This window comes from Aeromonas sp. Y293-4, assembly GCF_027705905.1.
GTDB lineage: Bacteria > Pseudomonadota > Gammaproteobacteria > Enterobacterales > Aeromonadaceae > Aeromonas > Aeromonas veronii.
Genome location: NZ_JAPDCI010000020.1, coordinates 1 through 26085 on the forward strand (window position 1 = coordinate 1; position 26085 = coordinate 26085).

General features: G+C 58.8%; 22 protein-coding genes. 14 read left to right on the plus strand and 8 right to left on the minus strand.

Annotation, left to right across the window (positions count from 1 at the left end; all coding sequences use genetic code 11):
• Window positions 1-334 precede the first annotated feature (334 nt).
• From hemG to pepQ, 4 genes are read right to left on the minus strand one after another with little or no spacing between them, the layout of a single operon-like run.
• A complete protein-coding gene (gene hemG, locus OKC31_RS18440) occupies window positions 335-859 on the minus strand; it encodes a menaquinone-dependent protoporphyrinogen IX dehydrogenase (protein WP_005339483.1) in 525 nt (174 codons plus the stop codon).
• 7 nt (window positions 860-866) lie between these two features.
• Window positions 867-2324 (minus strand): TrkH family potassium uptake protein, encoded by a 1458-nt coding sequence (locus OKC31_RS18445; RefSeq protein ID WP_247823747.1) that lies wholly within the window; start codon window positions 2322-2324, stop codon window positions 867-869.
• Window positions 2325-2362: 38 nt separating this feature from the next.
• The gene (locus OKC31_RS18450; RefSeq protein WP_185228042.1) at window positions 2363-2980 is read right to left on the minus strand and encodes a YigZ family protein; all 618 of its coding nucleotides are present in this window, start codon (window positions 2978-2980) and stop codon (window positions 2363-2365) included.
• On the minus strand, window positions 2980-4302 hold the full coding sequence (gene pepQ / locus OKC31_RS18455) for a Xaa-Pro dipeptidase (protein ID WP_247823746.1): 1323 nt from the start codon (window positions 4300-4302) through the stop codon (window positions 2980-2982). Before pepQ ends, OKC31_RS18450 begins: the two co-directional genes overlap by 1 nt.
• 191 nt (window positions 4303-4493) lie before the next feature.
• On the opposite strand from pepQ, the gene OKC31_RS18460 reads away from it, so the two are divergent.
• The 6 genes from OKC31_RS18460 (at window position 4494) to OKC31_RS18485 (ending at window position 13654) form a co-directional block, all read left to right on the plus strand.
• Window positions 4494-6431 carry an acetoacetate--CoA ligase gene (locus OKC31_RS18460; RefSeq protein WP_247823745.1) on the plus strand — a complete coding sequence of 646 codons (1938 nt, stop codon included), beginning with the start codon at window positions 4494-4496 and terminating at the stop codon, window positions 6429-6431.
• Window positions 6432-6635: 204 nt separating this feature from the next.
• Window positions 6636-8783 (plus strand): fatty acid oxidation complex subunit alpha FadB, encoded by a 2148-nt coding sequence (gene fadB / locus OKC31_RS18465; RefSeq protein WP_247823744.1) that lies wholly within the window; start codon window positions 6636-6638, stop codon window positions 8781-8783.
• A 21-nt stretch (window positions 8784-8804) separates the two neighbouring features.
• Complete coding sequence (fadA, locus tag OKC31_RS18470) at window positions 8805-9968, plus strand: acetyl-CoA C-acyltransferase FadA (RefSeq protein WP_005355952.1); 1164 nt, start codon at window positions 8805-8807, stop codon at window positions 9966-9968.
• A 278-nt stretch (window positions 9969-10246) separates the two neighbouring features.
• Window positions 10247-10969, plus strand: a complete 723-nt coding sequence (locus OKC31_RS18475) for a response regulator (RefSeq protein WP_005339475.1) — start codon at window positions 10247-10249, stop codon at window positions 10967-10969.
• Window positions 10966-12411, plus strand: a complete 1446-nt coding sequence (locus tag OKC31_RS18480; protein WP_005339474.1) for an ATP-binding protein — start codon at window positions 10966-10968, stop codon at window positions 12409-12411. Before OKC31_RS18475 ends, OKC31_RS18480 begins: the two co-directional genes overlap by 4 nt.
• 4 nt (window positions 12412-12415) lie before the next feature.
• Complete coding sequence (locus OKC31_RS18485) at window positions 12416-13654, plus strand: ABC transporter substrate-binding protein (RefSeq protein ID WP_247823743.1); 1239 nt, start codon at window positions 12416-12418, stop codon at window positions 13652-13654.
• Between the two features lie 75 nt (window positions 13655-13729).
• On the opposite strand, the gene OKC31_RS18490 is transcribed toward OKC31_RS18485, so the two are convergent.
• Window positions 13730-13921: a hypothetical protein gene (locus OKC31_RS18490; RefSeq protein ID WP_005339471.1), complete on the minus strand. Its 192-nt coding sequence runs from the start codon at window positions 13919-13921 to the stop codon at window positions 13730-13732.
• Between the two features lie 169 nt (window positions 13922-14090).
• Here OKC31_RS18490 and tusA point away from each other — a divergent pair, with 169 nt between their 5' ends.
• Window positions 14091-14336, plus strand: a complete 246-nt coding sequence (gene tusA / locus OKC31_RS18495; RefSeq protein ID WP_005339470.1) for a sulfurtransferase TusA — start codon at window positions 14091-14093, stop codon at window positions 14334-14336.
• A 21-nt stretch (window positions 14337-14357) separates the two neighbouring features.
• Window positions 14358-14705, plus strand: coding sequence for a RidA family protein (locus OKC31_RS18500; protein ID WP_021229265.1), 348 nt, complete (start codon window positions 14358-14360; stop codon window positions 14703-14705).
• 144 nt (window positions 14706-14849) lie between these two features.
• Here OKC31_RS18500 and OKC31_RS18505 read toward each other — a convergent pair whose 3' ends face one another.
• Entirely contained in the window at window positions 14850-15506 is a 657-nt protein-coding gene (locus OKC31_RS18505; RefSeq protein ID WP_005339468.1) for an OmpA family lipoprotein, read from the minus strand.
• A 129-nt stretch (window positions 15507-15635) separates the two neighbouring features.
• Window positions 15636-16208: a DNA-3-methyladenine glycosylase I gene (locus tag OKC31_RS18510; RefSeq protein WP_157161659.1), complete on the minus strand. Its 573-nt coding sequence runs from the start codon at window positions 16206-16208 to the stop codon at window positions 15636-15638.
• A 222-nt stretch (window positions 16209-16430) separates the two neighbouring features.
• Between OKC31_RS18510 and glyQ the strand changes: the two genes are divergently transcribed.
• The 6 genes from glyQ (at window position 16431) to OKC31_RS18540 (ending at window position 23601) form a co-directional block, all read left to right on the plus strand.
• The gene (gene glyQ / locus OKC31_RS18515) at window positions 16431-17354 is read left to right on the plus strand and encodes a glycine--tRNA ligase subunit alpha (RefSeq protein ID WP_005339464.1); all 924 of its coding nucleotides are present in this window, start codon (window positions 16431-16433) and stop codon (window positions 17352-17354) included.
• A 9-nt stretch (window positions 17355-17363) separates the two neighbouring features.
• Complete coding sequence (glyS, locus tag OKC31_RS18520) at window positions 17364-19433, plus strand: glycine--tRNA ligase subunit beta (RefSeq protein ID WP_181270036.1); 2070 nt, start codon at window positions 17364-17366, stop codon at window positions 19431-19433.
• Between the two features lie 70 nt (window positions 19434-19503).
• A complete protein-coding gene (locus OKC31_RS18525; protein ID WP_247823742.1) occupies window positions 19504-20124 on the plus strand; it encodes a hypothetical protein in 621 nt (206 codons plus the stop codon).
• A 1007-nt stretch (window positions 20125-21131) separates the two neighbouring features.
• Complete coding sequence (locus OKC31_RS18530; RefSeq protein WP_247823741.1) at window positions 21132-21983, plus strand: AbaSI family restriction endonuclease; 852 nt, start codon at window positions 21132-21134, stop codon at window positions 21981-21983.
• 245 nt (window positions 21984-22228) lie between these two features.
• Complete coding sequence (locus OKC31_RS18535; protein ID WP_270657380.1) at window positions 22229-22993, plus strand: EAL domain-containing protein; 765 nt, start codon at window positions 22229-22231, stop codon at window positions 22991-22993.
• Window positions 22994-23106: 113 nt separating this feature from the next.
• Window positions 23107-23601 carry a DM13 domain-containing protein gene (locus tag OKC31_RS18540; RefSeq protein WP_236368289.1) on the plus strand — a complete coding sequence of 165 codons (495 nt, stop codon included), beginning with the start codon at window positions 23107-23109 and terminating at the stop codon, window positions 23599-23601.
• A 74-nt stretch (window positions 23602-23675) separates the two neighbouring features.
• Here the strand turns inward: OKC31_RS18540 and OKC31_RS18545 are convergent, their stop codons facing one another.
• The gene (locus tag OKC31_RS18545; protein WP_236368288.1) at window positions 23676-25940 is read right to left on the minus strand and encodes a methyl-accepting chemotaxis protein; all 2265 of its coding nucleotides are present in this window, start codon (window positions 25938-25940) and stop codon (window positions 23676-23678) included.
• Window positions 25941-26085 lie beyond the last annotated feature (145 nt).

The window sequence follows — 26085 nt, forward strand, 5'->3', positions numbered from 1 at the left end:
GAGTGCCCACACAGATTGCTTGATTCAAATTGTTAAAGAGCGTCACGCTTGTCGCGTTGAGGAGGCGCATATTACGCTTCTCACTTCGAAAGTCAAGCGATTGTTTTCGCTTTTCTTTCGGCGCTTGCTTCGCTAGGAAGCTGGCTCATCAGGTTGGCGTGTTCCGCCGTGCTGGTAGGGGCGCATTATAGGGAGCCGCGCCGGGATGACAAGAGGAAAACTGCAAAAAATGGCACTTTTTACAGTTTTTCGGTTCAACCGTTGCTTTATTAAACAAAAGCCCCGCATCGGCGGGGCTGTTTCGGGCAAGAGACCCTTAATTCACATCACACTGCTACCTTTTTGACCAGAATTCGCGGGCAAAGCTGCGTACCTTTTCCCAATCGGTAAACTCAATGTCCTTACTGGTGTCAGTACTGCCACCGGTAATCTTCATGATCAGCTGGATGATGCGCGTCTGCCACCAGTTATAGCGGGAGTACTGCAGCGCACCGGCAAACACACCCAGGGTTTTCGGCTTCCAGGGAGAGAGGCGCAGGAACTTCTTCATATAGGCATTGGTTTGCGGCGTCTGCTTCTCTGGCTTGCGGGCCGTCAGGTTGACACAGAAGAAGGCCGCATTGGCCACCTCCAGCTGCTCCTGATGAGCATGAATAAAGCTGAACAGGCTGGGATGGAAGTTGCCATAACGAATGGAGGCGCCGATCAAGACCTTGGCATACTTGCTGAGGTTGCACATCGGCAAGGTGTGCAGGTCGTGCATCACCACTTCGCATCCCGGCATCTGCTCCAGCATGACATCGACTATTTTGCGGGTTTGGCCATCCCGAGAGGAATAAAGCACCAGAATCTTGTCCATAACAACCTCAACTACGCCAGAATGCAGGAGTAAACAGTACCAGAAGCGTAAAAATTTCCAATCGACCAAACAACATGGCCAACACCAGTACCCACTGGGCCGCTGGCGAGATATTGCCGAAGTTGGCTGATACCTCTCCCAAACCCGGGCCTACGTTGGTGAAAGCCGCAGCCACAGCGGTGAATGCGGTCACTTCGTTCAGCCCCGTCATCAGCAACAGCAGCATGAACATAAAGAAGAGAATAATATAGGTGGCGAAGTAGCCCCACACCGCCTCGACGATACGCTCGGGCACCGCCCGATTCCCCAGCTTCAAGGTATAGATGGCTCTGGGGTGAACCAACCGCTTCAACTCGCGCATCCCCTGCATGAACAGGATCATAAAACGCATCACCTTGATGCCGCCGCCGGTACTGCCCGCACAACAGCCAATAAATGCTGAGAACATCAGCAGCATGGGCAGGAACGAGGGCCAGTCGGCATAGGTGGTGGTGCTGTAGCCGGTGGTGGTACCCAGAGAGACCGCCTGGAAAAGGCCGTGGTTGAGCGCCTCTTGCCAAGTGGCGTAGTGCCCGTGGGTCAGCAAGGCGACAAAGCAGATCATCACCAGGGTTGCCTGGATGGCCAGGAACACCTTGAGTTCAGAATCGTAAAGGTAACGCCCGAGTCGAACCGGACGGTGAGAGAAAACGGTAAAGTGGAGCGCAAAGTTCACGCTGGCCAGCAGCAGAAACACCACGGTAATCAGGTTGATGACCGGACTGTTGAAGAAACCGATGCTCGCATCGTGGGTAGAGAAACCACCGACCGACAGGGTCGAAAACGAATGGCACACCGCATCGAACAGCGTCATCCCGGCCAGCCAGTAGGCCAGTGCACAGAGCGCGGTCAGCAGCAGGTAGATGAACCAGAGCGCCTTGGCCGTTTCGGCGATGCGTGGCGTCACTTTGGTATCCTTGACCGGGCCCGGGATCTCCGCCCGATAGAGCTGCATGCCCCCGATCCCCAGCAGCGGCAGCACAGCAACCGCCAGCACTATGATCCCCATCCCCCCCAGCCACTGCAGCAGCTGGCGGTAGAATAGAAACGCCTTGGGCAGATTGTCCAGCCCGGTCAGCACGGTGGCGCCGGTGGTGGTCAGGCCGGAGAAAGATTCAAAGAATGCCTCGGAAACCGACATATGCGGGGTATCGCTCAGAATAAAGGGCACAGCCCCCACGCTACCCAACACTACCCAGAACAGCACCACAATGAGGAAACCCTCTTTCGATCTGAGCTCCTTCTTGTGATAGCGGTTGGGAAACCAGAGCGCGACCCCGAGCAGCAGGGCCATGAGGAAAGATTTGATGAACTCGGCGCCGCCCCCATCCCGATAACCAAACGCAACCAGCGCTGGCAGCAGCATGGTCGAGCTGAACAGCGCAACCAGCAGGCCAACGATGCGAATAATGCTCAGGGTGTGCATTCCGGCTCCTACTTCAAAACGATAAAGAGCGATGGATTCTAGCCATCTAAAGGCTGAAGGGATACCCGCCCGTGGGTTCTGTCGGTCAATTCGCGGTCAACCCGCTCCCAGACTGCAGACTCCCACGCCACCTGCAGGATGACCTGCTGGCCGTAATCGGCAGCCAGCAGTTCGCCGTTGTGACTGCTGATCAGTGACTCGACCACGCCCATGTCGCCATAGTCACAATGAATGGAGGAAGGAGTGCGCGGCACCTTGAGTTCGGTCACCAGCTGCTTGAGGGCTGCCCCCACGCCACCGCCATAGGCTTTGACCAGTCCACCGGTGCCGAGCTGGATGCCACCGTAGTAGCGCACCACCACGGCGCAGATTTCACCAAGCCCCGACCCCATCAACTGGGCCAGGATCGGCTTGCCCGCGGTACCGGAGGGTTCGCCATCATCGCTGAAGCCGTAAACCTGACTATCTTGCGGTGCGCCCGCCACAAAGGCCCAGCAGTGATGGCGAGCGGTCGGATGTTGACGCTTGATCTCGTTGATCCACCCCTTGGCCGCCTCAACTGTCGGGGTGTGGGCAATCAGGGTAATGAAACGACTCTTCTTGATCTCTTCGCTGAGCTCCAATGGAGCGGCCGGAATGGAGTACGCTGCCGCCATCAGAGCCCTGCTTGTCTGGTCATGTTCTCCACCCCGTTGGCGTGCAGCACTATGTTGTCCTCGATGCGGATACCACCGAACGGACGCAGTGCCTCCACCTTGTTCCAGTTGACTCGCTTGCCCTGTTCGCCCTGACGCAGCGGCTCCAGCAGGCTATCGATGAAGTAGAGACCCGGCTCGATAGTGAACACCTGACCCACCTCCATCACCCGGGTGCAGCGCAGATAGGGGAACTGCTCGGGAGCCGCCAGATGGGTGCCGCGCTCATCCTGCATGAAACCACCCGCATCGTGCACCTGCAGGCCGAGGAAGTGGCCGAGACCATGGGGGAAGAAGACGTTGGTCACCCCGGTGTGGATCATCTCGTCCACCGACATATCCACCAGCTCGGTCGCTTGCAGCAGGCGCGCCAGCTTGTGGTGCATCTGCAGATGCAGCTCGCTGTAGCGACGACCCGGTTTGATCTCGCCGATGATCTCCTGCTGCTGCGCATCCAGCGCCGCGATGAGATCGGCAAACTCGCCGCGGCGCCACGCCCAGGTACGGGTGATATCTGAGGCATAACCGTGGAAATCGACGCCCGCATCGATCAGGAAGGAGTAACGCTCGGCATCAGGCACCCGCACAGCCGAGAGATGGGTGTAGTGAAGAATTGCCGCATTGCGGTTGATGGCGACGATATTGCCGTAAGGCGCCTCATTGGCCCCCTGCCCGACCGCCTTCATGTAGGCCAGATTGATTTCGAACTCGCTCGCCCCCGCCATAAAGGAGTCCTTGGCGGCGATATGGCCGCGTACCCCAATCCGGTTCGCCTCGCGCAGACACTCCAGCTCGTAGGGGGTCTTGTAAGCGCGGTGATAGTGCAGGTAGTTGAGTACCGCCTCCGGATTGGGCTGGGTCAGCCCCAGCAGTTCAGCCACTTCCAGATGGCCACCCAGATAGGCCCACTCCTGCTTGTTGGCAGGTAGATGGTCGGCCACCTGTTCCGGCCGGGTCAGGAAACGGATATCGAAGAACTCAACCCAGAAGGCATTGGGCAGATCCGCTACTTTGTGCCAGAAATCCACCGGGCGGTAGAACAGCAGGATTGGTTTGTTCACCCCGTCCACCAGCAGCCAGCAGTGGGGATTGTCCAGCACCGGCAACCAGGCCTTGAAGTGGGGGTTTACCTTGAACGGGTAATCCTGATCATCGAGGAAGATGCGGTGGGTCTGGCCGGAGTGGATGGCCAGTCCGCTGAGCCCCTGTTGTTGCAGAATGTCGCGGGTGCGCTGCTGCAAGGTATCGAGGTGCTGGGCAAAAAGTTGGCTGTAGCTGCTCATGGCGTCCTGCTCCGAGGTGAATGTGATTGCAGCATAACATCAAGCGCTTGGCGGCTCGACCCGTCAAGCTGCCGCTTCGTGAGGTAACGCATACGTTACAAACGTGTTTGTTATCAACAGAAAACCAATCATTAACAAATCAAAAACAATTCAATACACTGCCGGTAGATACATGAAGTCAGGGATTACTCATGGACAACCTCTGCCTGTGGCAACCGGATCCGCTCGGGATGCAGCAATCCAACCTCTACCGTTTTATGGCGGAGGTGAACCGTTTCCACGGCTTGCAGTTGCAGAATTACCCGCAGCTTTATCAATGGTCGGTGGAGAAGACCACCCGTTTCTGGCCGCTGGTATGGCAGCACTGCGGCGTCAAGGGCGAGCTCGGCAACATAGTGGCGGAGAACCGTCAGGATATGCAGCGCACCCGCTGGTTTCCCGACAGCCGCCTCAACTTCGCCGAAAACCTGCTGCGCCGCCAGGACGAGAGCCCGGCCATCATCTCCCGCATCGAAGGGAGCCCAAGCCGCCCCCTGAGCTGGCGTGAGCTTGGGGAACAGGTTGCCCGGCTAGCGCAGTGGCTGCGCAATCTGGGGATTGGTCGTGGCGATGTGGTTGCCGCCTATCTGCCCAATATCCCGGAAACCGTGGTTGCCATGCTGGCAACCACCAGCCTCGGGGCGATCTGGACCTCCACCAGCCCAGACTTTGGCGAGGCCAGCGTGGTGGAGCGCTTCGGCCAGACCCGGCCGCGGGTGCTGTTTGCGGTGGATGGCTATCGCTACAACGGCAAGGCCATCGATATTCAGGACAAAGTAGTAGGGGTTGTCAGCCAGATCGGCAGCATAGAGCAGACGGTGATGATCCCGCTGCTCGGCAACCCGTTGCAGCTTGGCCACAACTGGCAGCAACTGCTGGCGAGCCAGCCGGACGCCAGCCTCCAGTTCGAACCCATGGCTTTCAACGATCCGCTCTACATCCTCTACTCCTCCGGCACCACCGGCAAACCCAAGTGCATCGTGCACGGCATCGGCGGTACCCTGCTGCAACATCTGAAAGAGCACCAGCTGCACTGCGACATCAAGCCGGGGGAGCGGATCTTCTACTTCACCACCTGCGGCTGGATGATGTGGAACTGGCTGGTGAGCGCCCTCGCCTCCGGCGCCACCCTGGTGCTCTATGATGGCTCGCCGTTTTACCCGGATGGCAATGTGCTGTGGGATCTCGCCCGTGACGAGCAGGTCAGCTTGTTCGGTACCTCGGCCAAATATCTTGATGCGCTGCACAAGCAGGGCTACGCCCCCATCAACAGCCACGACTTGCCGCACTTGCGGCTGATCTGCAGCACCGGCTCCGTGCTGTCGCCGGAGGGGTTTGACTACGTCTACCAGCAGATTAAGCAGGATGTGCAGCTCAGTTCCATCTCCGGCGGTACCGACATCTGCTCCTGCTTCGTCATCGGCAACCCGCTCAGCCCTGTCTATCGCGGCGAGAGCCAGGGGCGCGGCCTCGGTCTCGCGGTGCAGGTATTCAACGAAGCGGGCCAGCCGGTGCAGGGGGAGAAGGGCGAGCTGGTCTGCACCAAGCCGTTCCCGGCTCAGCCCATCTACTTCTGGGGTGACGAGAATGGCGACAAGTACCATGCCGCCTACTTCGAGCGGTTCGACAACATCTGGTGCCACGGCGACTGGATCGAGCTGACCCCGACCGGCGGCATTCTGTTCTACGGCCGCTCCGACGCCACCCTCAATCCGGGCGGCGTGCGCATCGGCACCAGCGAGATCTACCGCTATGTCGAACAGCTGGACGAGGTGGAGGAGAGCATCGTCATCGGCCAGCAGTGGCAGCAGGACGAGCGGGTGGTGCTGTTCGTCAAGCTCAAGGCGGGTTGCAAGCTTGATGAGCCGCTGCGCGAGCGGATCCGCCAGCAAATAAAGCAGCACTGCACCGCCCGCCACGTGCCCGCCCGCATCCTGCAGGTGGATGCCATCCCCCGCACCAAGTCCGGCAAGATCGTCGAACTTGCAGTGCGGGAGGTGGTACACAACCGGCCGGTTAACAACACCCATGCCCTCGCCGATCCCGAGGTGCTGAACCAGTATCGCAACCGGCCGGAACTGGCCAGTTGATAACAAACTCACATTCATCCGAGGCGCCGTAAGGCGCCTCTCTTTTGCCCGTTTTGTGATGAAGAGCTTTTACTCGAGATCTGTTAAACAAATGTTTTAAATAGGTGTTGAAAATGTCTCCTTTTGGATCAATAGTGAGCCTCGCCCCCTGCTGGGGATAAAGGAGCACCACTCCCCACTGAGTGGGAACAAGGAGACACTCTCATGATCTACCAAGGCGAAACCCTGTCGGTCAGCTACCTCGAAAACGGCATCGCCGAGCTGAGGTTTGATGCCCCGGGTTCAGTCAACAAGCTGGATCGCGCTACCCTGCTCTCCCTGAGCGAAGCGATCGCCGCATTACAGCAACAAGCCGATTTGAAGGGTCTGATCCTCACCTCCGGCAAAGACGCCTTTATCGTCGGTGCCGACATTACCGAATTCCTGGAACTGTTCGATCTGCCGCAAGAAGATCTGCTCGGCTGGCTGAAAAAGGCCAACGACATCTTCAATGCCATCGAAGATCTGCCGGTTCCGACCCTCTCAGCCATCAAGGGCCACGCTCTGGGCGGCGGCTGCGAGACCATCCTCTCCACCGACTTCCGTCTGGCTGACTCCACCGCCAAAATCGGCCTGCCCGAGACCAAACTCGGCATCATGCCGGGCTTTGGCGGCACAGTCCGTCTGCCGCGGGTGATCGGCGCCGACAACGCGCTCGAGTGGATCACCACCGGCAAGGATTACCGTGCCGATGACGCCCTCAAGGTGGGTGCCATCGACGCCGTGGTCGCCCCCGAGGCACTGCAGAGCGCTGCGCTGCAGATGATCAAGGACGCCATCGCGGGCAAACTGGACTGGCAGAGCCGTCGCGCCGCCAAAAAAGCCCCGCTGCGCCTCTCCAAACTGGAAGCCATGATGAGCTTCACCACCGCCGCCGGCATGGTTGCCGCCGTGGCGGGCAAACACTATCCGGCGCCGATGACCGCGGTGAAAACCGTCGAAGCCGCCGCTGGCATGGGCCGTGACGAAGCGCTGGTCGTTGAGGCACAGGGCTTTATCAAGCTGGCCAAGACCGATGTAGCCAAGGCGCTGGTCGGGATCTTCCTGAACGATCAACACATCAAGGCGCTGGCCAAGCAGGCGGCCAAGCAGGCAAACAAGGCCACTGGCCACGCCGCCGTACTGGGTGCCGGCATCATGGGTGGCGGCATCGCCTACCAGTCTGCCAGCAAGGGCATTCCGGCGGTGATGAAGGATATCAACGAGAAGGCGCTGGCACTTGGCATGGGCGAAGCCACCAAGCTGCTCAATGGCCAGCTCGAGAAGGGCCGCATCGATGGCATCAAGATGGGCCAGGTGCTCTCCGCCATCACTCCGACTCTCAGCTATGACAACGTCAAAGGCGTGGACGTCGTCGTCGAAGCTGTGGTTGAAAACCCGAAAGTGAAGGCCGCCGTACTGAGCGAAGTAGAAGGGATCATTGGCGAAGACGCCGTGCTCGCCAGCAACACATCCACCATCCCCATCTCCCTGCTGGCCAAGGGGCTGAAGCGCCCGCAGAACTTCTGCGGCATGCACTTCTTCAACCCGGTGCACCGCATGCCACTGGTGGAGATCATCCGCGGCGAGCAGACATCCGATGAAACCATCAACCGCGTGGTGGCCTACGCCGCCGCGATGGGCAAGTCCCCGGTGGTAGTCAACGACTGCCCGGGCTTCTTCGTCAACCGGGTGCTGTTCCCCTACTTCTTCGGCTTCAACAAGCTGGTCGCCGATGGCGCCGACTTTGCCGCCGTCGACAAGGTAATGGAGAAGGAGTTTGGCTGGCCGATGGGCCCCGCCTACCTGCTGGACGTGGTCGGCATCGACACCGGCCACCATGCCGGTGACGTGATGGCGCAGGGCTTCCCGGCGCGCATGAGCAAGGAAGGCCGCACCGCCATCGACGTGATGTACGAAGTGAACCGCTTCGGTCAGAAGAACGGCAAGGGCTTCTACGCCTACGAGCAGGACAAGAAGGGCAAGCCGAAGAAGGTAGCCGACGCCGCTGCTTACGAGCTGCTGGCCCCCATCGCCAAGCCGAAACAGGATTTCGACAAGGACGCCATCATTGCTCGCATGATGATCCCGATGATCAACGAGGTGGTGCTCTGTCTGGAAGAGGGCATTGTTGCCACACCAGCCGAAGCCGACATCGCGCTGGTCTACGGTCTGGGCTTCCCTCCCTTCCGCGGCGGCGTGTTCCGCTATCTGGACACCATTGGTCTGGATCGCTACGTGGCCATGGCCGACCAGTATGCCGATTTGGGCCCGCTCTACCGCGTCAGCGACCGCTTACGCGAGATGGCCGCCCAGGGCAAAACCTTCTACTGATTGCGGAAAGGAGATCCATTCATGAAAGACGTAGTCATTGTCGACTGTATCCGGACCCCGATGGGCCGGTCCAAGGGCGGCGCCTTCCGCAACGTGCGTGCAGAAGATCTGTCCGCGCACCTGATGAAATCCATCCTGCTGCGCAACCCCAACCTCGACCCGAACGAGATCGAGGATATCTACTGGGGCTGCGTGCAGCAGACCCTTGAGCAGGGCTTCAACATCGCCCGCAACGCCGCGCTGCTGGCCGGTATTCCCAAGCAGGTGGGGGCGGTCACCGTCAACCGCCTGTGTGGCTCCTCCATGCAGGCGCTGCACGACGCCTCCCGTGCCATTCAGGTGGGTGACGGGGATATCTTCATCATCGGCGGCGTCGAGCACATGGGTCACGTGCCGATGAGCCACGGCGTTGACTTCCATCCCGGCATGGCCAAGTCGGTGGCGAAAGCCTCCGGCATGATGGGACTGACCGCCGAGATGCTCGGCAAGCTGCACGGCATCAGCCGCCAGCAGCAGGACGAGTTTGCCGCCCGCTCCCACCGCCGAGCTCACGCCGCCACCGTGGAAGGACGCTTTGCCAAGGAGATCGTCGGGCTGGAAGGCCATGACGCCAGCGGCGCCCGCTTCTTCTACGACTACGACGAAGTGATCCGCCCGGAGACCACGGTTGAAACACTGAGCCAACTGCGCCCGGTGTTCGATCCGGTCAACGGCACCGTCACCGCCGGCAGCTCCTCGGCCCTGTCCGATGGCGCCGCCGCCATGCTGGTGATGAGTGCAGATCGCGCCAAGGCCCTCGGCCTCACGCCGCGCGCCAAGGTACGTGCCATGGCCATCGCTGGCTGTGATGCCGCCATCATGGGTTACGGCCCGGTACCGGCGACCCAGAAGGCGCTCAAGCGTGCCGGCCTGACTGTCGGTGATATCGACCTGTTCGAGCTGAACGAGGCGTTTGCCGCCCAGTCCCTGCCCTGCGTGAAGGATCTGGGTCTGCAGGATCAGGTGGACGAGAAGGTGAACCTGAACGGCGGCGCCATTGCGCTGGGCCACCCCCTCGGCTGCTCCGGCGCCCGCATCTCCACCACCCTCATCAATCTGATGGAGGAGAAGGATGCCACCTTGGGGGTTGCCACCATGTGTATAGGTCTGGGTCAAGGCATCGCCACCGTGTTTGAACGGGTGTGATAACCAGCCGGATCGACGGGATGCACTACTGAGAGTTGTCCCTTTTCGGGGCCAGTCTGACTGGCCCCTTTTCAAGTCTGTGACGATCGCCACACGGGGTGCTCGTCAGTGGTCAGAAGCTGTCTGTTGGCCGTCCCGTTTGGGTCGGCCTTTTTTCGTTTTAATCTTATCAATAGGCTGTTATTGCCTTAAACCTCACATTAGATAGGGGGCTTGCTTGCTTTTTACTCCCCCGACAGGTTCAATCTGCACAAAAAAATGGGTGGATGCACATACATATGTCAATGAGCAAACAACTGCTGATCGTCGATGACGACCAAGAGATCCGCGAGCTGCTCAATGAGTACCTGACCCGGGCGGGCTTTCAGGTATTGACGGCGGCGGAGGGCAACGAGATGCGTCAGCAACTCGCCCAGCACAGCCCGGACCTGATTATTCTGGACATCATGATGCCCGGCGAGGACGGTTTTACCCTCTGCCAGCAGATCCGTCGTGACTCCCAGGTGCCCATCATCATGCTGACCGCCGCCTCCGACGAAGCGGATCGGGTGATCGGTCTGGAACTCGGTGCCGACGACTATATCGCCAAGCCGTTCAGCCCCCGCGAACTGCAGGCCCGCATCAAGGCACTGCTGCGCCGCGCCGAATTCCGCCAGCCGGAAAAAGAGAAAGAGCCGAGCCGCCGCCTGCGTTTTGCCGAGTGGACCCTCGATACCCTGAGCCACCAGCTGACCCATGACGATGGCAGCCTGCTGGATCTCTCCGGCAGCGATGCCATGCTGCTCGGCATGTTCCTGCAACAGCCCGGCGTGGTGCTGGATCGGGACACCATCTCGGATGCCACCCGCGGCCGCGAAAGCCTGCCGATGGAGCGCGGTATCGACGTACAGATCAGCCGTCTGCGCCAGAAGCTGGGCGACAACGGCAAGAGCCCGCGCATCATCAAGACCATTCGCGGCAGCGGCTACATGCTGATTGCCGAGGTGCACGAGCTGCCATGAGCAACAAGTGGTCCTGGGGGGCGCTGGTGCCCCGCTCCCTGTTGTCACGGATGATCCTGCTGCTGTTGCTGGCCATCCTGCTCTCCCAGACCATTCTGACCGGCATCTGGATGCAGCAGATCCAGAAGCGGGAACTTGAGGGGATGCTCAGCACCACCCGCAACCTCGCCATGTCTGCCGCCTCCACCGTCAACTTCTTCAAATCCCTGCCGCTGCAGTATCGCCATATCGCGCTGGACCAGCTGCGCAACATGGGGGGCAGCCGCTTCTTCGTCTCGCTCAACGAGGAAGAGATCCACATCAACGCCATCCCCGACAGCGAGCGCAAGACGCAGGTGCTGGAGGAGGTTCAGGGAGTGCTGACCCGCAAGCTCTCCGATGCCATGGCGATCAAGGTGGACTTCTCCCGACCCGATGACCTCCACGTCTTCAACAACGACACCTTGCTGGCGGATCTCCCCTCCTCCTGGGCCCGCTACACCCTGTCGCTGGAACCGCTCAATCCGCCGGTACTGGTGACCCAGATCGAGATTGAAAAGGGGGAGTGGCTCTATCTGGCGGCCCTGCTGCCCGCCCCCTACATGACGCTGGATGACACCGTCATGCCAAGCAACCAGGTGCGTTTCATCGCCCTGATGACGGTGTTCCTCTGCTTCTTCACCTTTATGCTGGTGCGCTGGCAGACCCGCCCGCTGCGCCGTCTCGCCAAGGCGGCGGTGAATCTCGGCAAGGATATCGATCAGCCTTCACTCAAGGAGGAAGGAGCGTCGGAAATCGTGGCGGCGACCCGCGCCTTCAACATCATGCAGCACCGCATCCGCCGTTATATCGACGATAGAGAGCGGCTGTTCAGCTCCATCTCCCACGACCTCAAGACCCCCATCACCCGACTGCGGCTGCGGGTCGAACTGCTCGACGACGAGGTGCAAATCGCCAAGTTCAACAAGGATCTCGACGAGCTGGAGCTGATGGTGAAAGGAGCGCTGCAGACGGTCAAAGAGACCGACATTCACGAGAATATCGAGGAGATCGACATCAACGCCCTGCTGGAGCAGATGGCGGAGTCGATGAACCTGCACGACGAGCGGCTGACCATCGAAGGGCACTGCAAGTGGCCCTATCGCGGCAAGCTGCTGGCGCTCAAACGCTGCATCGGCAATCTGGTGGACAACGGCATCAAATATGGCCAGCGGGTGCGCATCATCATCATGGATGACGAGGAGATGCTGATCCTCTTTATCATGGATGAGGGCCCCGGCCTGCCGGACGATCAGTTCGAGCGTATCTTCGAACCCTATTACCGGCTCAGCACCGATCAGGCCGGCACCGGCCTCGGCCTTGGCATCGCCCGCAACATTGCCCACGCCCACGGTGGCGATCTGGTGCTGGAAAACCGTCCGCAAGGTGGCCTGCAGGCCACGCTCTCCCTACCAAGGCAGTAACCTTATGAAGTGGTTGTCTTTTTCTGTCATCGCCCTGCTCACTGCTCCCGTTGCCGCCTCCCAGGTGGAGGTACTGCACTGGTGGACATCCGGCGGCGAAGCGAAAGCGGTCGAAGTGCTCAAATCCGAGTGGACCAAACAGGGCAACCAGTGGAACGACTTCGCGGTACAGGGCGGCGGCGGCAAGAGCGCCATGACGGTATTGAAGAGCCGGGCACTGGCCGCCAACCCGCCAGAAGCGGCCCACCTCAAGGGTTACGAGCTCAAGGAGTGGGCCGGGCTCGGCTTCCTGCGCGATCTCAGCCCGATGGCCGAACACCTCGGCTGGTACAGTCAGATGCCGCCCATGGTGCGTGCCACCCTCAGCCAGAATGGTGCCCTGATGGCGGTGCCCACCGGCATCCACCGGGTCAACTGGCTGTGGCTCAACCGCAAGGTGTTCGAGCGCAACAAGCTGACTCCGCCTACCGACTGGGCCCAGTTTGTCACCGTCGCCGACCAGCTTAAAAAACGGGGCATCACCCCGCTCGCCATTGGCAACGAGCCCTGGCAGCTGGCGGTACTGTTTGAAACGGTGGCGCTCGGTGAGGGCGGTAAAGAATTCTATCGCAAGGCGTTCCTCGAGCAGGACAGCGCCACCCTGACCGGCCCCGACATGGTGCGGGTGTTGACCCGTTTCCAGCAGCTGCGCGCCTATGTGCCGCAAAAATACGCCGGTCTGAAGTGGCATCAGGCCACCAACCTGCTGGAGAGCGGTGGCGCCGCCATGCAGGTGATGGGCGACTGGGTAAAAGGGGAGCTGAGTGCCGGTAACTACCGGCCGGGTGAGGATATCGCCTGTCTGCCGAGCCCGGGCAGCGCCGGACTGTTCAGCTACAACCTCGACTCCATCGCCATGTTCAAACAGCGGGATCCGGCCCAGTTGCAGGCGCAGGGGGATCTGGCCCAACTGCTGATGACGCCGCAATTCCAGGAGGAGTTCAATCGGGTGAAGGGGTCTATCCCGGCGCTGACCAATCCCGACATGAGCAAGTTCGACCGCTGCGCCGTCCGTTCCTATCAGGATTTCCTGCTGGCGGAAAAGCAGGACAACCTGCTGCCCAGCATGGCGGAAGGGATGGCGACGCCGACCAATATGCGGCAGGCGATCCTCGATGTGCTGAGCAACTTCTTCAACGACCCCAAGGCCAACCCGGAGCAGACGGCGCTGCATCTGGAGCGGGCCATGCGCTCGACCCGCTGATCCGGGCACATTGCCAAACGGCAGAAATGACAAAGGCGGAATTGCTCCGCCTTTGTTGTTGAATCGTCATCCGATTCAGGATTGATCGTTCTCGTCCTCATCCTCGTCATAGTAATCGCTGAGCTCGATCCAGAGCCCCAACCCGACCATCACCATGGAGCCGAACCAGGTACCGGTGTTCCCGATCGGGCTGCCCATCACTATCATGGCGAAGGACAAGAACCCCATGCCTGCATAGGCTTGTAATCTGCCGTAGGAGACCTGCATATTCACCTCCTTGTTGAATATGGTTCAATTTTTATATTACTCGTCCGGCGCAAGCTGGATAGGGTAGAATAACATTTCGGTTACATATGCTGGTTAATGGGGCGTTTGTTTGATTATTTTTTAGCCCTGAGTATCATTGGCAGCCGAATAGGTTGAAGGTTGATAATAGATGAGTGATTTATTCTGCGGCGCGACTCACGAGTTGGACGCAATCGGGCTTCGTTGCCCGGAACCCGTTATGATGGTTCGCAAGAAAGTGCGGCTGATGGCGGATGGCGAGACCCTGCTGGTCAGCGCCGACGATCCTTCAACCACCCGCGACATCCCCAGTTTCTGCCGCTTTATGGATCACACCCTGGTCGCCAGCGAGACAGAGCAGGCCCCCTACCGCTATCTGATCCGCAAGGGTCAATAAGCCCCTGTACCGGAGCACTCCATGACAACCATTACCCGAATCGGCACCACCCAGCGTTGGTCAGACGTGGTCATCCACAATGGCACCCTCTACGTGGTGGAAGTGCCCGTCAGCGAAGAGGCCGACATCCACCAGCAGACCCGCGAAGTGCTGGCGAGCCTGCAGCGCCTGCTGGAAGCCAACGGCTCCGGCGTCGACAAGATCCTGATGGCCAATATCTATCTCAAAGACATTGGTGACATCGCTGCCTTCAACGAGCAGTGGGATGCCTGGATTCCGGCTGGCACCGCACCCGTGCGCGCCTGCGTACAAGCCCGTCTGGCCCACGAAGGCTACAAGGTGGAAGTGCAGCTGACTGCGGCAGTCTAAGAGGCGCTTATCCCCCTCATCCCCGCCCCTTCTCCCACGAGGGGAGAAGGGAGCAAGCAACAAGGCGCCATTGCTCGCAACGGCGCCAATAGAAAGGCCCCGCCATCACTGGCGGGGCCTTTTCGTTACCGAAACCTGAACGACTTAGGCGGTCGGGGTCAGGGTAATGGTCACGCGGCGGTTCTGGGCTTTGCCAGCGGCGGTGCTGTTGGTAGCAACCGGCTGATCCGGGCCCACGCCGGTGGTCGAGATGCGGCTGCCTGCTACGCCCTGACCAATCAGCTGGGCGGCAACGGCATCGGCACGATCGCGGGAAAGCTTCATGTTCAGGTCGCGGGAACCAGTACTGTCGGTGTGACCGACCACGTTCAGGCGGGTCTTGTCGAACTCGGCAACCACCATGGCCACGCCGGAGAGGGTGTTGGCACCGGCCGCTTTCAGCTGGGAGCTGGAGCTGTCGAAGGTGACGTTGTTCGGCATGTTGAGGATCAGCTCATTGCCATTGCGGGTCACGCTGACGCCGGTGCCCTGCAGCTTCTCGCGCAGCTTGGCTTCCTGCACGTCCATGTAGTAGCCGATACCGCCACCCAGCGCCGCGCCGGCAGCAACACCGGTCAGGATGCCCTTCTTGCGGTCACCCTTGCTGGAGGAGAGCGCACCTACGGCCGCACCGGCAGCGGCGCCAGCCAGCGCGCCCCAGGCACCTTTGGAGGTCTGGGATTCACCTGTGTAGGGGTTGGTGGTACAGCCGCTCAGGGCAACGGTCAGTGCCAGAGCAGGCACCAGGATCTTGGCTCGCATGAAAAAACCTCTGTGAAAACAATCCGGCACCATGCCGGGGGCCGGATTGTAACGCGCTGGCACGCCATTGTCTGACGCAAGCCTGAACAGATGGCGAGAGTGGTGTTTTTTTGGGCAGTCGGCGGGCTGTCAGTGCGGTAATTGACACTCGGCGTGGCAAGGACAGCTGACCAGATGATCGTTCACCATCCCCACCGCCTGCATAAAGGCGTAACAGATGGTGCTGCCGACGAAGTTGAAGCCAAGCTTTTTGAGCGCCTTCGACATGGCATCCGACTCCGGTGAGGTCGCCGGAATATCGCCGTTGCCCTGCCGCTGGTTGACGATGGGGGCGCCGCCAACAAAGCCCCACAGGTAGTCGGCAAAGTCGATCCCCTGCTCCTGCAACGCCAGATAGGCGCGGGCATTTCTGATGATCGACTGCACCTTGAGCCGGTTGCGGATAATGCCGCTGTCCTGCATCAACCGCTCCACATCCTGCTCGTCGAAGCGGGCAATCTGCACCGGATCAAAGTCCGCATAGGCGCGGTAATAGCTCTCGGTACGCTTGAGGATGGTGATCCACGACAGCCCCGCCTGCTGGCCGTCGAGGCAGAGCTTGGCAAACAGCTCGCGGGCGTCATAGACCGGCCTGCCCCACTGTTTGTCATGGTATTCAATGTATTCCGGGTCTTTGGTCACCCAGGCGCAGCGCAGTTCCATTTCCTCTCCCTCGTCATTTCAGCGGTTTGCCCGACCCTGCCCACTCTGCAGGCGGCACTGCTCACATCATATACCGGACATCCCGCCCGACCAGCCAGGGCGCAGCACCATCCCGCGAATCCGCTGCAATTTCGCCTATTATCCGACCATGCCAGACGGTATACTCCCTCGGTTCACATTCAGCAAATCTTGCTCTGATTTTCACTTCGCGCGAAAAAAATTATGCAAAAATTCGATGTCAAAACCTTTCAGGGCCTGATCCTGCAGCTGCAGGACTATTGGTCCCGCCAGGGCTGTACCATCATTCAGCCGCTGGATATGGAAGTGGGTGCCGGTACTTCCCACCCCATGACCTGTCTGCGTGCCCTGGGCCCGGAGCCCATCGCCTGCGCTTACGTGCAACCGTCCCGCCGTCCGACTGACGGCCGCTACGGTGAAAACCCGAACCGCCTGCAGCACTACTACCAGTTCCAGGTGATCATCAAGCCTTCCCCCGACAACATTCAGGAACTCTATCTGGGCTCCCTGAAAGAGCTGGGCATGGATCCTGAAATCCACGATATCCGCTTCGTGGAAGACAACTGGGAAAACCCGACTCTGGGTGCCTGGGGTCTGGGTTGGGAAGTGTGGCTGAACGGCATGGAAGTGACCCAGTTCACCTACTTCCAGCAGGTTGGCGGCCTCGAGTGCAAGCCGGTCACCGGCGAGATCACCTACGGTCTCGAGCGTCTGGCCATGTACATCCAGGGCGTGGACAGCGTCTACGATCTGGTCTGGTCTGACGGCCCGCTGGGCAAGACCACCTACGGCGACGTGTTCCACCAGAACGAAGTGGAGCAATCCACCTACAACTTCGAACACGCCGATGTGGAGTTCCTGTTCCACTGCTTCGAGCAGTACGAGAAGGAAGCCCAGAATCTGCTGGCACTGGAAAAACCGCTGCCGCTGCCTGCCTACGAGCGCATCCTCAAGGCCGCTCACTCCTTCAACCTGCTGGATGCCCGCAAGGCCATCTCGGTCACCGAGCGTCAGCGCTACATCCTGCGCATTCGCACCCTGACCAAGGCCGTGGCAGAGGCATACTACGCCTCCCGCGAAGCGCTGGGCTTCCCGATGTGTCAGCGCAGTGAGAACAAGCAAGGTTAAGGAACGGACATGGCACAACATACATTTCTGGTAGAGATCGGTACTGCTGAGCTGCCGCCCAAAGCCCTGCGCTCCCTGGCCGAAGCCTTTGCCGACAACTTCAAAGCCGAACTGACCAAGGCCGATCTGGCCTTCGGCGACGTCGAGTGGTTTGCCTCACCGCGCCGTCTGGCGCTGAAGGTAAGCGAGCTGGCCGGCGAACAGCCGAGCAAGAGCGTCGAGAAGCGCGGCCCGGCCGTAGCGCAGGCGTTCGATGCCGAAGGCAAGCCGACCAAGGCTGCTGAAGGCTGGGCCCGTGGCAACGGCATCACAGTTGAGCAGGCCGAGCGTCTGGTCACCGACAAGGGCGAGTGGCTGGTTCACACCGCCAAGGTCGAAGGCCGTCCGGCCGTCGATCTGCTGGGTGAACTGGTTGCCTCTGCACTGGCCAAGCTGCCGATCCCCAAGATGATGCGCTGGGGCGACAAGACCATCCAGTTCGTACGTCCGGTGTTCACCGTGACCCTGCTGCTGGATGGCGAGCTGGTTCCCGCCCACATTCTGGGTATCGACTCTGCCCGCACCATTCGCGGCCACCGCTTTATGGGCGAGAGCGAATTCACCATCGACAACGCCAGCCAGTACCCGCAAATCCTGCAGGAGCGCGGCATGGTGATTGCCGACTTCATGGCGCGCAAGGCCAAGATCAAGGCTGACGTCGAAGCGGCTGCTGCCGCCTTCGGTGGCGTGGCCGATCTGGACGACGCCCTGCTGGAAGAAGTGACCGCACTGGTCGAGTGGCCGGTGGTGCTGACCGCCAACTTCGAAGAGAAGTTCCTGGCCGTTCCGGCTGAAGCGCTGGTTCACACCATGAAAGGTGACCAGAAGTACTTCCCGGTCTACGACAAGAACGGCAAGCTGCTGCCGAAGTTCATCTTCGTCACCAACATCGAGTCCAAAGACCCGAGCCAGATCATCAGCGGCAACGAGAAGGTGGTTCGCCCCCGTCTCTCTGACGCCGAGTTCTTCTTCAAGACCGACCTCAAGCAGACTCTGGCCTCCCGCCTGCCGCGCCTTGAAACCGTGCTGTTCCAGCAACAGCTGGGCACCGTCAAGGCCAAGGTCGAGCGTATCGAGACCGTCGCCGGCTTTATCGCCGAGCGTATCGGCGCCGATGTCACTCAGGCCAAGCGTGCCGGTCTGCTCTCCAAGTGTGATCTGATGACCAACATGGTCGGCGAGTTCACCGACACCCAGGGTGTCATGGGGATGCACTACGCCCGTCACGATGGCGAAGACGAAGCCGTGGCCGTGGCCCTCAACGAGCAGTACATGCCGCGCTTTGCCGGCGATGCCCTGCCGTCTGGTCTGGTTGCCTGCGCCGTCGCGCTGGCCGACAAGTTCGACACCCTGGCCGGTATCTTCGGCATCGGCATGCTGCCGAAGGGTGATAAAGACCCGTTCGCCCTGCGTCGCGCCGCCATCGGTGCCCTGCGCATCATGACCGAGAAGCAGCTGGACTTGGATCTGGTTGAACTGGTTGAAGAAGCGGTACGCGTCTACGGCGACAAGCTGACCAACAAAACCGTCGTCACCGACGTGGTCGACTTTATGCTGGGCCGCTTCCGCGCCGCCTATCAGGACGAAGGCATCGGTGCCGACGTGGTGCTGGCCGTACTGGCCCGCCGCCCGACCCGTCCGCTCGACTTCGATCGTCGCGTCAAGGCCGTCAGCCACTTCCGCACGCTGGATGCCGCACTGGCACTGGCTGCCGCCAACAAGCGCGTGAGCAACATTCTGGCCAAGGTCGAAGGCGAGCTGCCGACTGCCGTCAAACCGGAACTGCTGGTCGATGCCGCCGAGAAGGCGCTGGCCACCCAGGTTGCCGAACTGCAAGCCGAACTGGCCCCGCTGTTCGCCGCCGGTGACTATCAGGCTGCCCTCACCCGTCTGGCCGCCCTGCGCGAGCCGGTCGACACCTTCTTCAATGAAGTAATGGTGATGGCCGACGACGAGGCCCTCAAGGCCAATCGTCTGGCACTGCTGAACAACCTGCGCAACCTGTTCCTGCAAGTCGCGGATATCTCCCTGCTGCAGTGATTTTGGTTGAATCAGTGATATTAAAAACGGCGCCGTAAAGGCGCCGTTTTTTAAACGGTGATATATAAAAATGAATGAAAACAACCAAGAAAAACTCACTATTTCTTTAACAAAGAATGGTGCTTTAGAATTAAAGCATGAAAAGCAACAAAATACGACAGAAGCAATTATAAATGTTGTAGAAAATAACAGTCAGCCATTGAGAGTATCTTTGGAGACAAGTACTGATTGGCCAATATTTATTGCAACGCTCATAGTCGGCCTAGGAAGCATTCTCACATCTATTATTGTCGCTCGTATTAGCTACATAAATCAGCGCAGCCAAATAAGATCAAACATTGCGACGTTCAGACAAAAATGGCAAGAAGAACTACGTAGCGCAGCGACAGATTTTTTTTCCTGTGCCATGCGTGTACACTATGATAAAACACATAACAATCAACTATTAACCCCTGAAAAAATCAGTGAGCTAACACGCTATCAAGTTAGAATGGAATTTCTGCTAGATAGGAAGAAAGATAACAACAAGGAAATTGAACGTTCCATTGTACGAGTACTAGACCTTTCTCAAAGTACAGATACAAGTGCTTTTACCAATGAGATAAACAACCTCCAAATATTAGTGTGTAATACTTTGGAAAAAGCTTGGGTAGATATTAAAAATGACCTGCATGGTATATCTCCACATTGAAAGCCATAAATAGCTTATAGGCTGCATTCATGTACAGGACCTTAAGCGTTGAGTCCCTTTAAAACGCCTTCCAAGGTCCTGTCCGATTTTCTCTTCTGGGCTCGGCAAGCGTTGTTGGCCAAATAATCAGCGGCCCATTCCAGCTCGTAGGTTCGATTAGCCGTCAGGCGTAATCGGACGTTCGCGTAAATGGATTCTCCCGCCATCACAGCCAGTCGAATTTCCCCTCAGGCTGGCCGCCCCTGTTTCACGGCAACAACCGCAATCAAAGCCTCTCGTGCGTCCGATTACGCTGCGCTAATCGAACCTACAGGGCATTGGCTGGCGCTCTATGCCGGTTGATCAAGATCGGCCATTACCCTTTGCGGGCGGTGAACGGGCCAATCAGCGGCATCAGGGCACACTGCAAACATGCATAAGTAAAAATTGGGTCATTATCCGAAAACCCATAAATTCCGTTTATACCGACTACCTTGGCGGATATGGCGGCCACCAGCGACGATAACGGGTGCCAGCGGAGCATCGCCCGATCTCTGGCAAACGAGCGGAGTCATCCTCACCTGCCATTGCCACCAATCTTGCAAGAAGCCGGGTAAATGCCGGTACGTAAACCCGCAGGTTTGATTCGCCACCAGGCGTAATCGAACATTCGCGTAAATCGACTCTTCCATGATAACGGCAAGCCCTATCCCACCTCTGACTGGCCGCTGGAACAACTGTGTCTCGTGTGTCCGATTGGGCTTCGCTCATCAAACCTGCATCAGACGGTGAGATGCTGAGTATGCAAATGGGCACCGAGCGTCACGAAACTCAACATTTATCGAACATCACTCTCAACCTGCTGGTATGCAGGTTGAGTTTTTGTTGATAGATATATTTACAACTGTTGCAAATCGCTTTCTTTTTAAGCTAAAACATCCCATATTACTTGGCTCACCCTATTATCCAGTTGAACCATAATCTATAGATATATATATTAATTACATTAAATGCAATTAGGCTGCAGCATGGAAAAACTGAATTTTATCTCCTGGCAACTGGAACGAACGAGAGGAAAACGATTCGAGAATTATGTCATAACTCGAATTTGGCATTTGCTGAATGATTTGGAAATCAAAATCATCACTCAACAATATGTAGCAAGGCCATATGGTAGAGCGTTGACAGACCTATACTTCCCTCAATTATCACTACATATTGAAGTCGATGAGCCTCACCATTTGACGCAAGTTGAACAGGATCGGCTAAGAGAAAATGACATTATCAATGCCACTGGACATCAGATTATAAGAATTGACACCTCAAGAGGAATTGACAAACTCCACGAGGACATAGATCAAGCTGTTCTTCTAATCAGGAAAATGAAACAGCAGAAATCCAACTTTATTAAATGGGATATGAAAATGGAACAATCATCCAAGACATATATAGAACGCGGTTATATTGACTTAAGTGATGATGTGGCCTTCGATAAAATAGTGAGTGCAGTAAACTGCTTCGGTCATAACTATGCAGGATGGCAACGAGGAGGAGCCTCTCACGGGATAGAAGAAAATACTATCATTTGGTTTCCCAAGCTATTTCCAAACGGAGATTGGGAAAATAATATATCTGATGATGAAACCACTATTTACGAGAAGAATGTCGATAATGAAAAAGCTAAATCTCACATATTAAAAACAATTGACGATGGGATCCACACCAGAATTGTATTTGCGAAAGTAAAAGATAGTTTTGGCAAGACAAAATATAGATTTAAAGGAAGATACGTTCTTAATATAGAACAAACCAACTTCACAACGGGCTTGGTTTGGGAACGTATCGCAAGCAGGGTCAAGACATATAAACCCAAAGACTGAAAGGTTGAACGAAGTCATCCTTTCCCTCCGGTCTCCCCACGTTGGGTCAGATACGGTCCGTATCCAACGAAAAATGCAGCCAGCCGAATTTTCCCCTCCGGCTGGCCGATCCTGTTTCACGGCAACAACCGTAATCAAAGCCTCTCGATCGTCCGATTACGCTTCGCTAATCGAACCTACAGGGGGGTGATCAGCTGTTATCATTTGAGACAGTGCCCAGCGCCGCCACGCCCAAGAGGAACGTCATGGATATACCTGCCGCCCCGTCCCCCGCCATCTGCCAGCTGTGTCAGGAGAAAGCAGATCTCGACTTCGACTTCACCATGGCCTTTCAGCCCATCGTTGATTGCAGCCAGCGCACCATATTCGGCTACGAGGCGCTGGTGCGGGGGATCAACAACGAACCGGCGCAGAGCGTGATTGCCCGGGTCAACGACGACAACCGCTACCGTTTCGATCAGCTGTGCCGCATCAAGGCCATCGCGTTGGCCGCCCGGCTCGGGATGAAGGGGATGCTGAGCATCAACTTTCTGCCCAATGCGGTCTATCGCCCGGAGCGCTGCATCCGCACCACCCTGCAGGCGGCCCGCGAGCACCACTTCCCCATTGAGCAGATCATGTTCGAGCTGACCGAGGTGGAGCAGGTGCAGGATAGCCAGCATCTTCGCGGCATCGTCGATCACTATCAGGCGCTCGGCTTCAAGACGGCGATCGATGACTTTGGCGCCGGTTACTCGGGCCTCAACCTGCTGGCCGATTTTCATCCCAACATCGTCAAACTCGATATGCACCTGCTGCGCGGCATCGACCAGGACCCGACCCGACAAGCCATAGTGCGCCACTGTCTGGCGCTGTTTGCCGAGTTGCAGATCATCCCGCTGGCGGAGGGGATCGAGACCCGCGAAGAGATGGCCTGCCTGCGGGAGATAGGCATCAACCTGATGCAGGGCTACCTGTTCGCCCGCCCCGGCTTTGAAAAACTGCCGGAAGTAGATTTCGCCATCCTCTAAGCCATGTCGGCCAGGGCTGCGCAAACATCCGGCTCCATTGCGCTGGATGACAAGCAGTTTCGCCTGCGCCACTGCTATGATGCTGGCACCTGTTCATCAACGACCGAGATATCATGAAGCGCAAAACCATGGCCCTGCTGCTGGGCACCCATCTGCTGGTCGCGGCGGCAGGCTTTGCCGCCGGTGTCTACACCCTGCCGATCCTGATCGCGCCAACCGCCCCTGATACCGAGCAGGTAGCGGCCAGCCAGCAGCAAGCGAGATTCCACGGCACCTTTCGCCGGGATCTGAAAGACAGCGATCGGCTGCACTGGGGGGAAGGCAAGGTGAGCATAGGGCCGGATGCCGTCAGCCTGATGGGCAAGCTGGCCCCCGGGCCGGACTACCAGCTCTACCTCTCCCCCGAGTTTGTCGAGACCGAAGCCGATTTCGCTCGTCTCAAGGATCAGATGGTGCGAGTCGGGCCGGTGAAGACCTTCGACAACTTTATCGTGCCGCTGCCCGCCACGATCGATCCGGCCCGCTACAGCAGCGTGATCGTCTGGTGTGAAACCTTCGGCCAGTTCATCACCGCCGCCCGTTATCAGGATGAGAGTCCGGAGCAGTAACCTCGCCCCAGACCCGCACCATGAAAAAGGGCTGACATCGCTGTCAGCCCTTTGGCTATCAGGCCCGCTCGTCATTAACGCTCCGGCTTGGTCATCTCCTGCAGCAACTGATCGATGCAGCCCACTACCTGCTCTGAGTTCTGCTCGATTTCGCGGTAGAGCGCCTCCGCCTCTTCATGCTTGTGCTGATTTTTCAGCTCGATAATCTGCTGGATCACCTGATGCAGTCTGGCGTGGGGGGCGGCCATCGCCCTGAAGGCGGGTTGATCGCCGCAGCATGCCTGCCCTTCACTGAAGTACCAGTGACCAAGGCGGCACTCCTTGTCGCTGACCGCCTCGCTGCGCGACAGCCCCTCCTGCCCATCCAGATAGGCACGCACCCGGGTCTTCCAGCCCATGTGAGCGGCGCGGGCGCGACTCAGCACCATCCGCACGTTGGAACCATCCTGAAACTGTCCGGCCAGATCCCCCAGCTTGTCCACCAGGGTCGCCACATGGCTGGCGATATGGGCGGTATCCCGCGCCACCAGCGTGGTGGCCTGGGAGATCTCGTGGACGCTGACGATATTGCGGGTGATCTCGTCGCTCACCGAGGATTGCTCCTCCGAGGCCGCGGCGATCTGGGTGTTCATGTCGCGAATGCTGTTGACCGCCCCCTTGATCCGGCCGAGGGCTTCTCCCGCCTGATTGGCCCGCTCCACCGACTCCCCGGCCCGCGAGACGCTGTGTTCGATCATGGTCACCGTGGTGCCCACCGCCCGTTGCAACTGCTCGATGGTGCCGCGGATCTCGGCGGTGGAGTGCTGGGTGCGCCCGGCCAGCGAGCGCACCTCGTCGGCCACCACCGCAAAACCACGACCCTGTTCACCGGCCCGGGCCGCCTCGATGGCAGCGTTGAGGGCCAGCAGGTTGGTCTGCTCGGCGATGGACTGGATCACCGCCAGCACCGAGCCAATCTGCTCGCTGGCCTTGGCAACCTCTTTCACCGTGTTGCCCGCGCTGGCGATCTCCTCCGCCAGCTGTTCGATCATGTTGACGCTCTGCTGCACCACCTCATCGCCGGTGACCGCCTGATTGTCCGCTTCGTTGGCCGCTTCGGCCGCCTGTGCCGTGTTGTTGGCCACCTCGTGTACCGTGCTGGTCATCTCGGTCATGGCGGTGGCGAGCTGGGTGGTCTGCTCCTGCTGGCGCGTCATGCTGCCAAGATTGCCGGCCGCACTGCGCGACAACCGCTCGCTCTCGCCAGCCAGTTCGCCCAGAGTGGCGGTGAGCTGGCTGATGGTGTCGCGGATCTTGGCAACAAAGGCATTGAATGCCGACCCGAGCCGGCGGATCTCCTCCGGCCCTGCCACCGGCAGCTTGCTGCCGAGATCGCCGGAGCCATTGGCCAGCGCCTCCAGCGCCTTGACGCTGTCGAGCAGCGGACGGCTAAGACGCGCCAGCAGCAGCACCAGCGCCACCGCAATCAGAGCGGTGCCAAGTAGCGCGATCATTACCATCTGCCAGCTCTGGCGTACCAGCGCGGCTGCAACCTCACTGTGATCACGCGCCAACTCGATCACCCCGACCGCCTTGCCGGAGAAGTCGCGCAACGGTGCCGCCATCACCAGAAAATCGCTCCCCTGCTGCTTGATGGTGGTGAAGCGGCTCTCTCCCGCCAATACCTCCTGATACCAGTCCACCGACTCACCAAGCATGGAGGTACCAGTCAGCATAACGGGCTTACCCTGTTCAAACAGATAGATGGCAAAGCGACTGTCCTTGCCCAGCAGATCGGCAAACAGCGAGGTGTCGAGGGCGCGGCCAAACTCCACCGAGCCGACCGACTGACCATTGAAAGTGACCGGCACTACGCCGCGGATCCCGGTGCCCCCCTGACCGGTCTCCAACCCGCCGACCGGTTGATGATTGCGGTTCACCTCGACCACTGCCAACCGTGTAGTAGAGAGGTCGTCGCCATGATTTGCGGGCTTGTGTACCCGATAAAGGGAAGTAGCCGGGGGAATGTGAAAGTGAAACTGCTGGATCCCCTGCGCCTTGATAGCGGGCCAGAGCGGATCAAACAGATTGGCGAGGGTCTGCCAATCCTTGTCGGCCACCGCCTTGGCTGCATCCGGCCGCTGGGCGATCAGGGTCGCCGCCAGCACGGTTTCATGGCTGGTATTTTTGATCACAGCTTCCACGTTCTGGAGCTGGCTCCGCAGTGCAGCCTGCTCGGCCGCGAGCGCCCGCTGGCGATTTTCAAACAGATTAAAGGTAAGCAGCACCACGGCGAGCAATACGATGCCGCCGATTGCCAGCAGCGTGATCTGGTGACCCAGCTTGCGAGGGGGGAACATAAGACACCATCCTTGACAGTCATACCCAACCTACAGGATGGAACGGTTAAGTCGGGAGTCCATCAGAACTTAACCCTTTGTTGATATTGATCAAACGATTAACAGGCAAAATGCGAGGCAGCTCAAACGAGGGGAATATCCACCA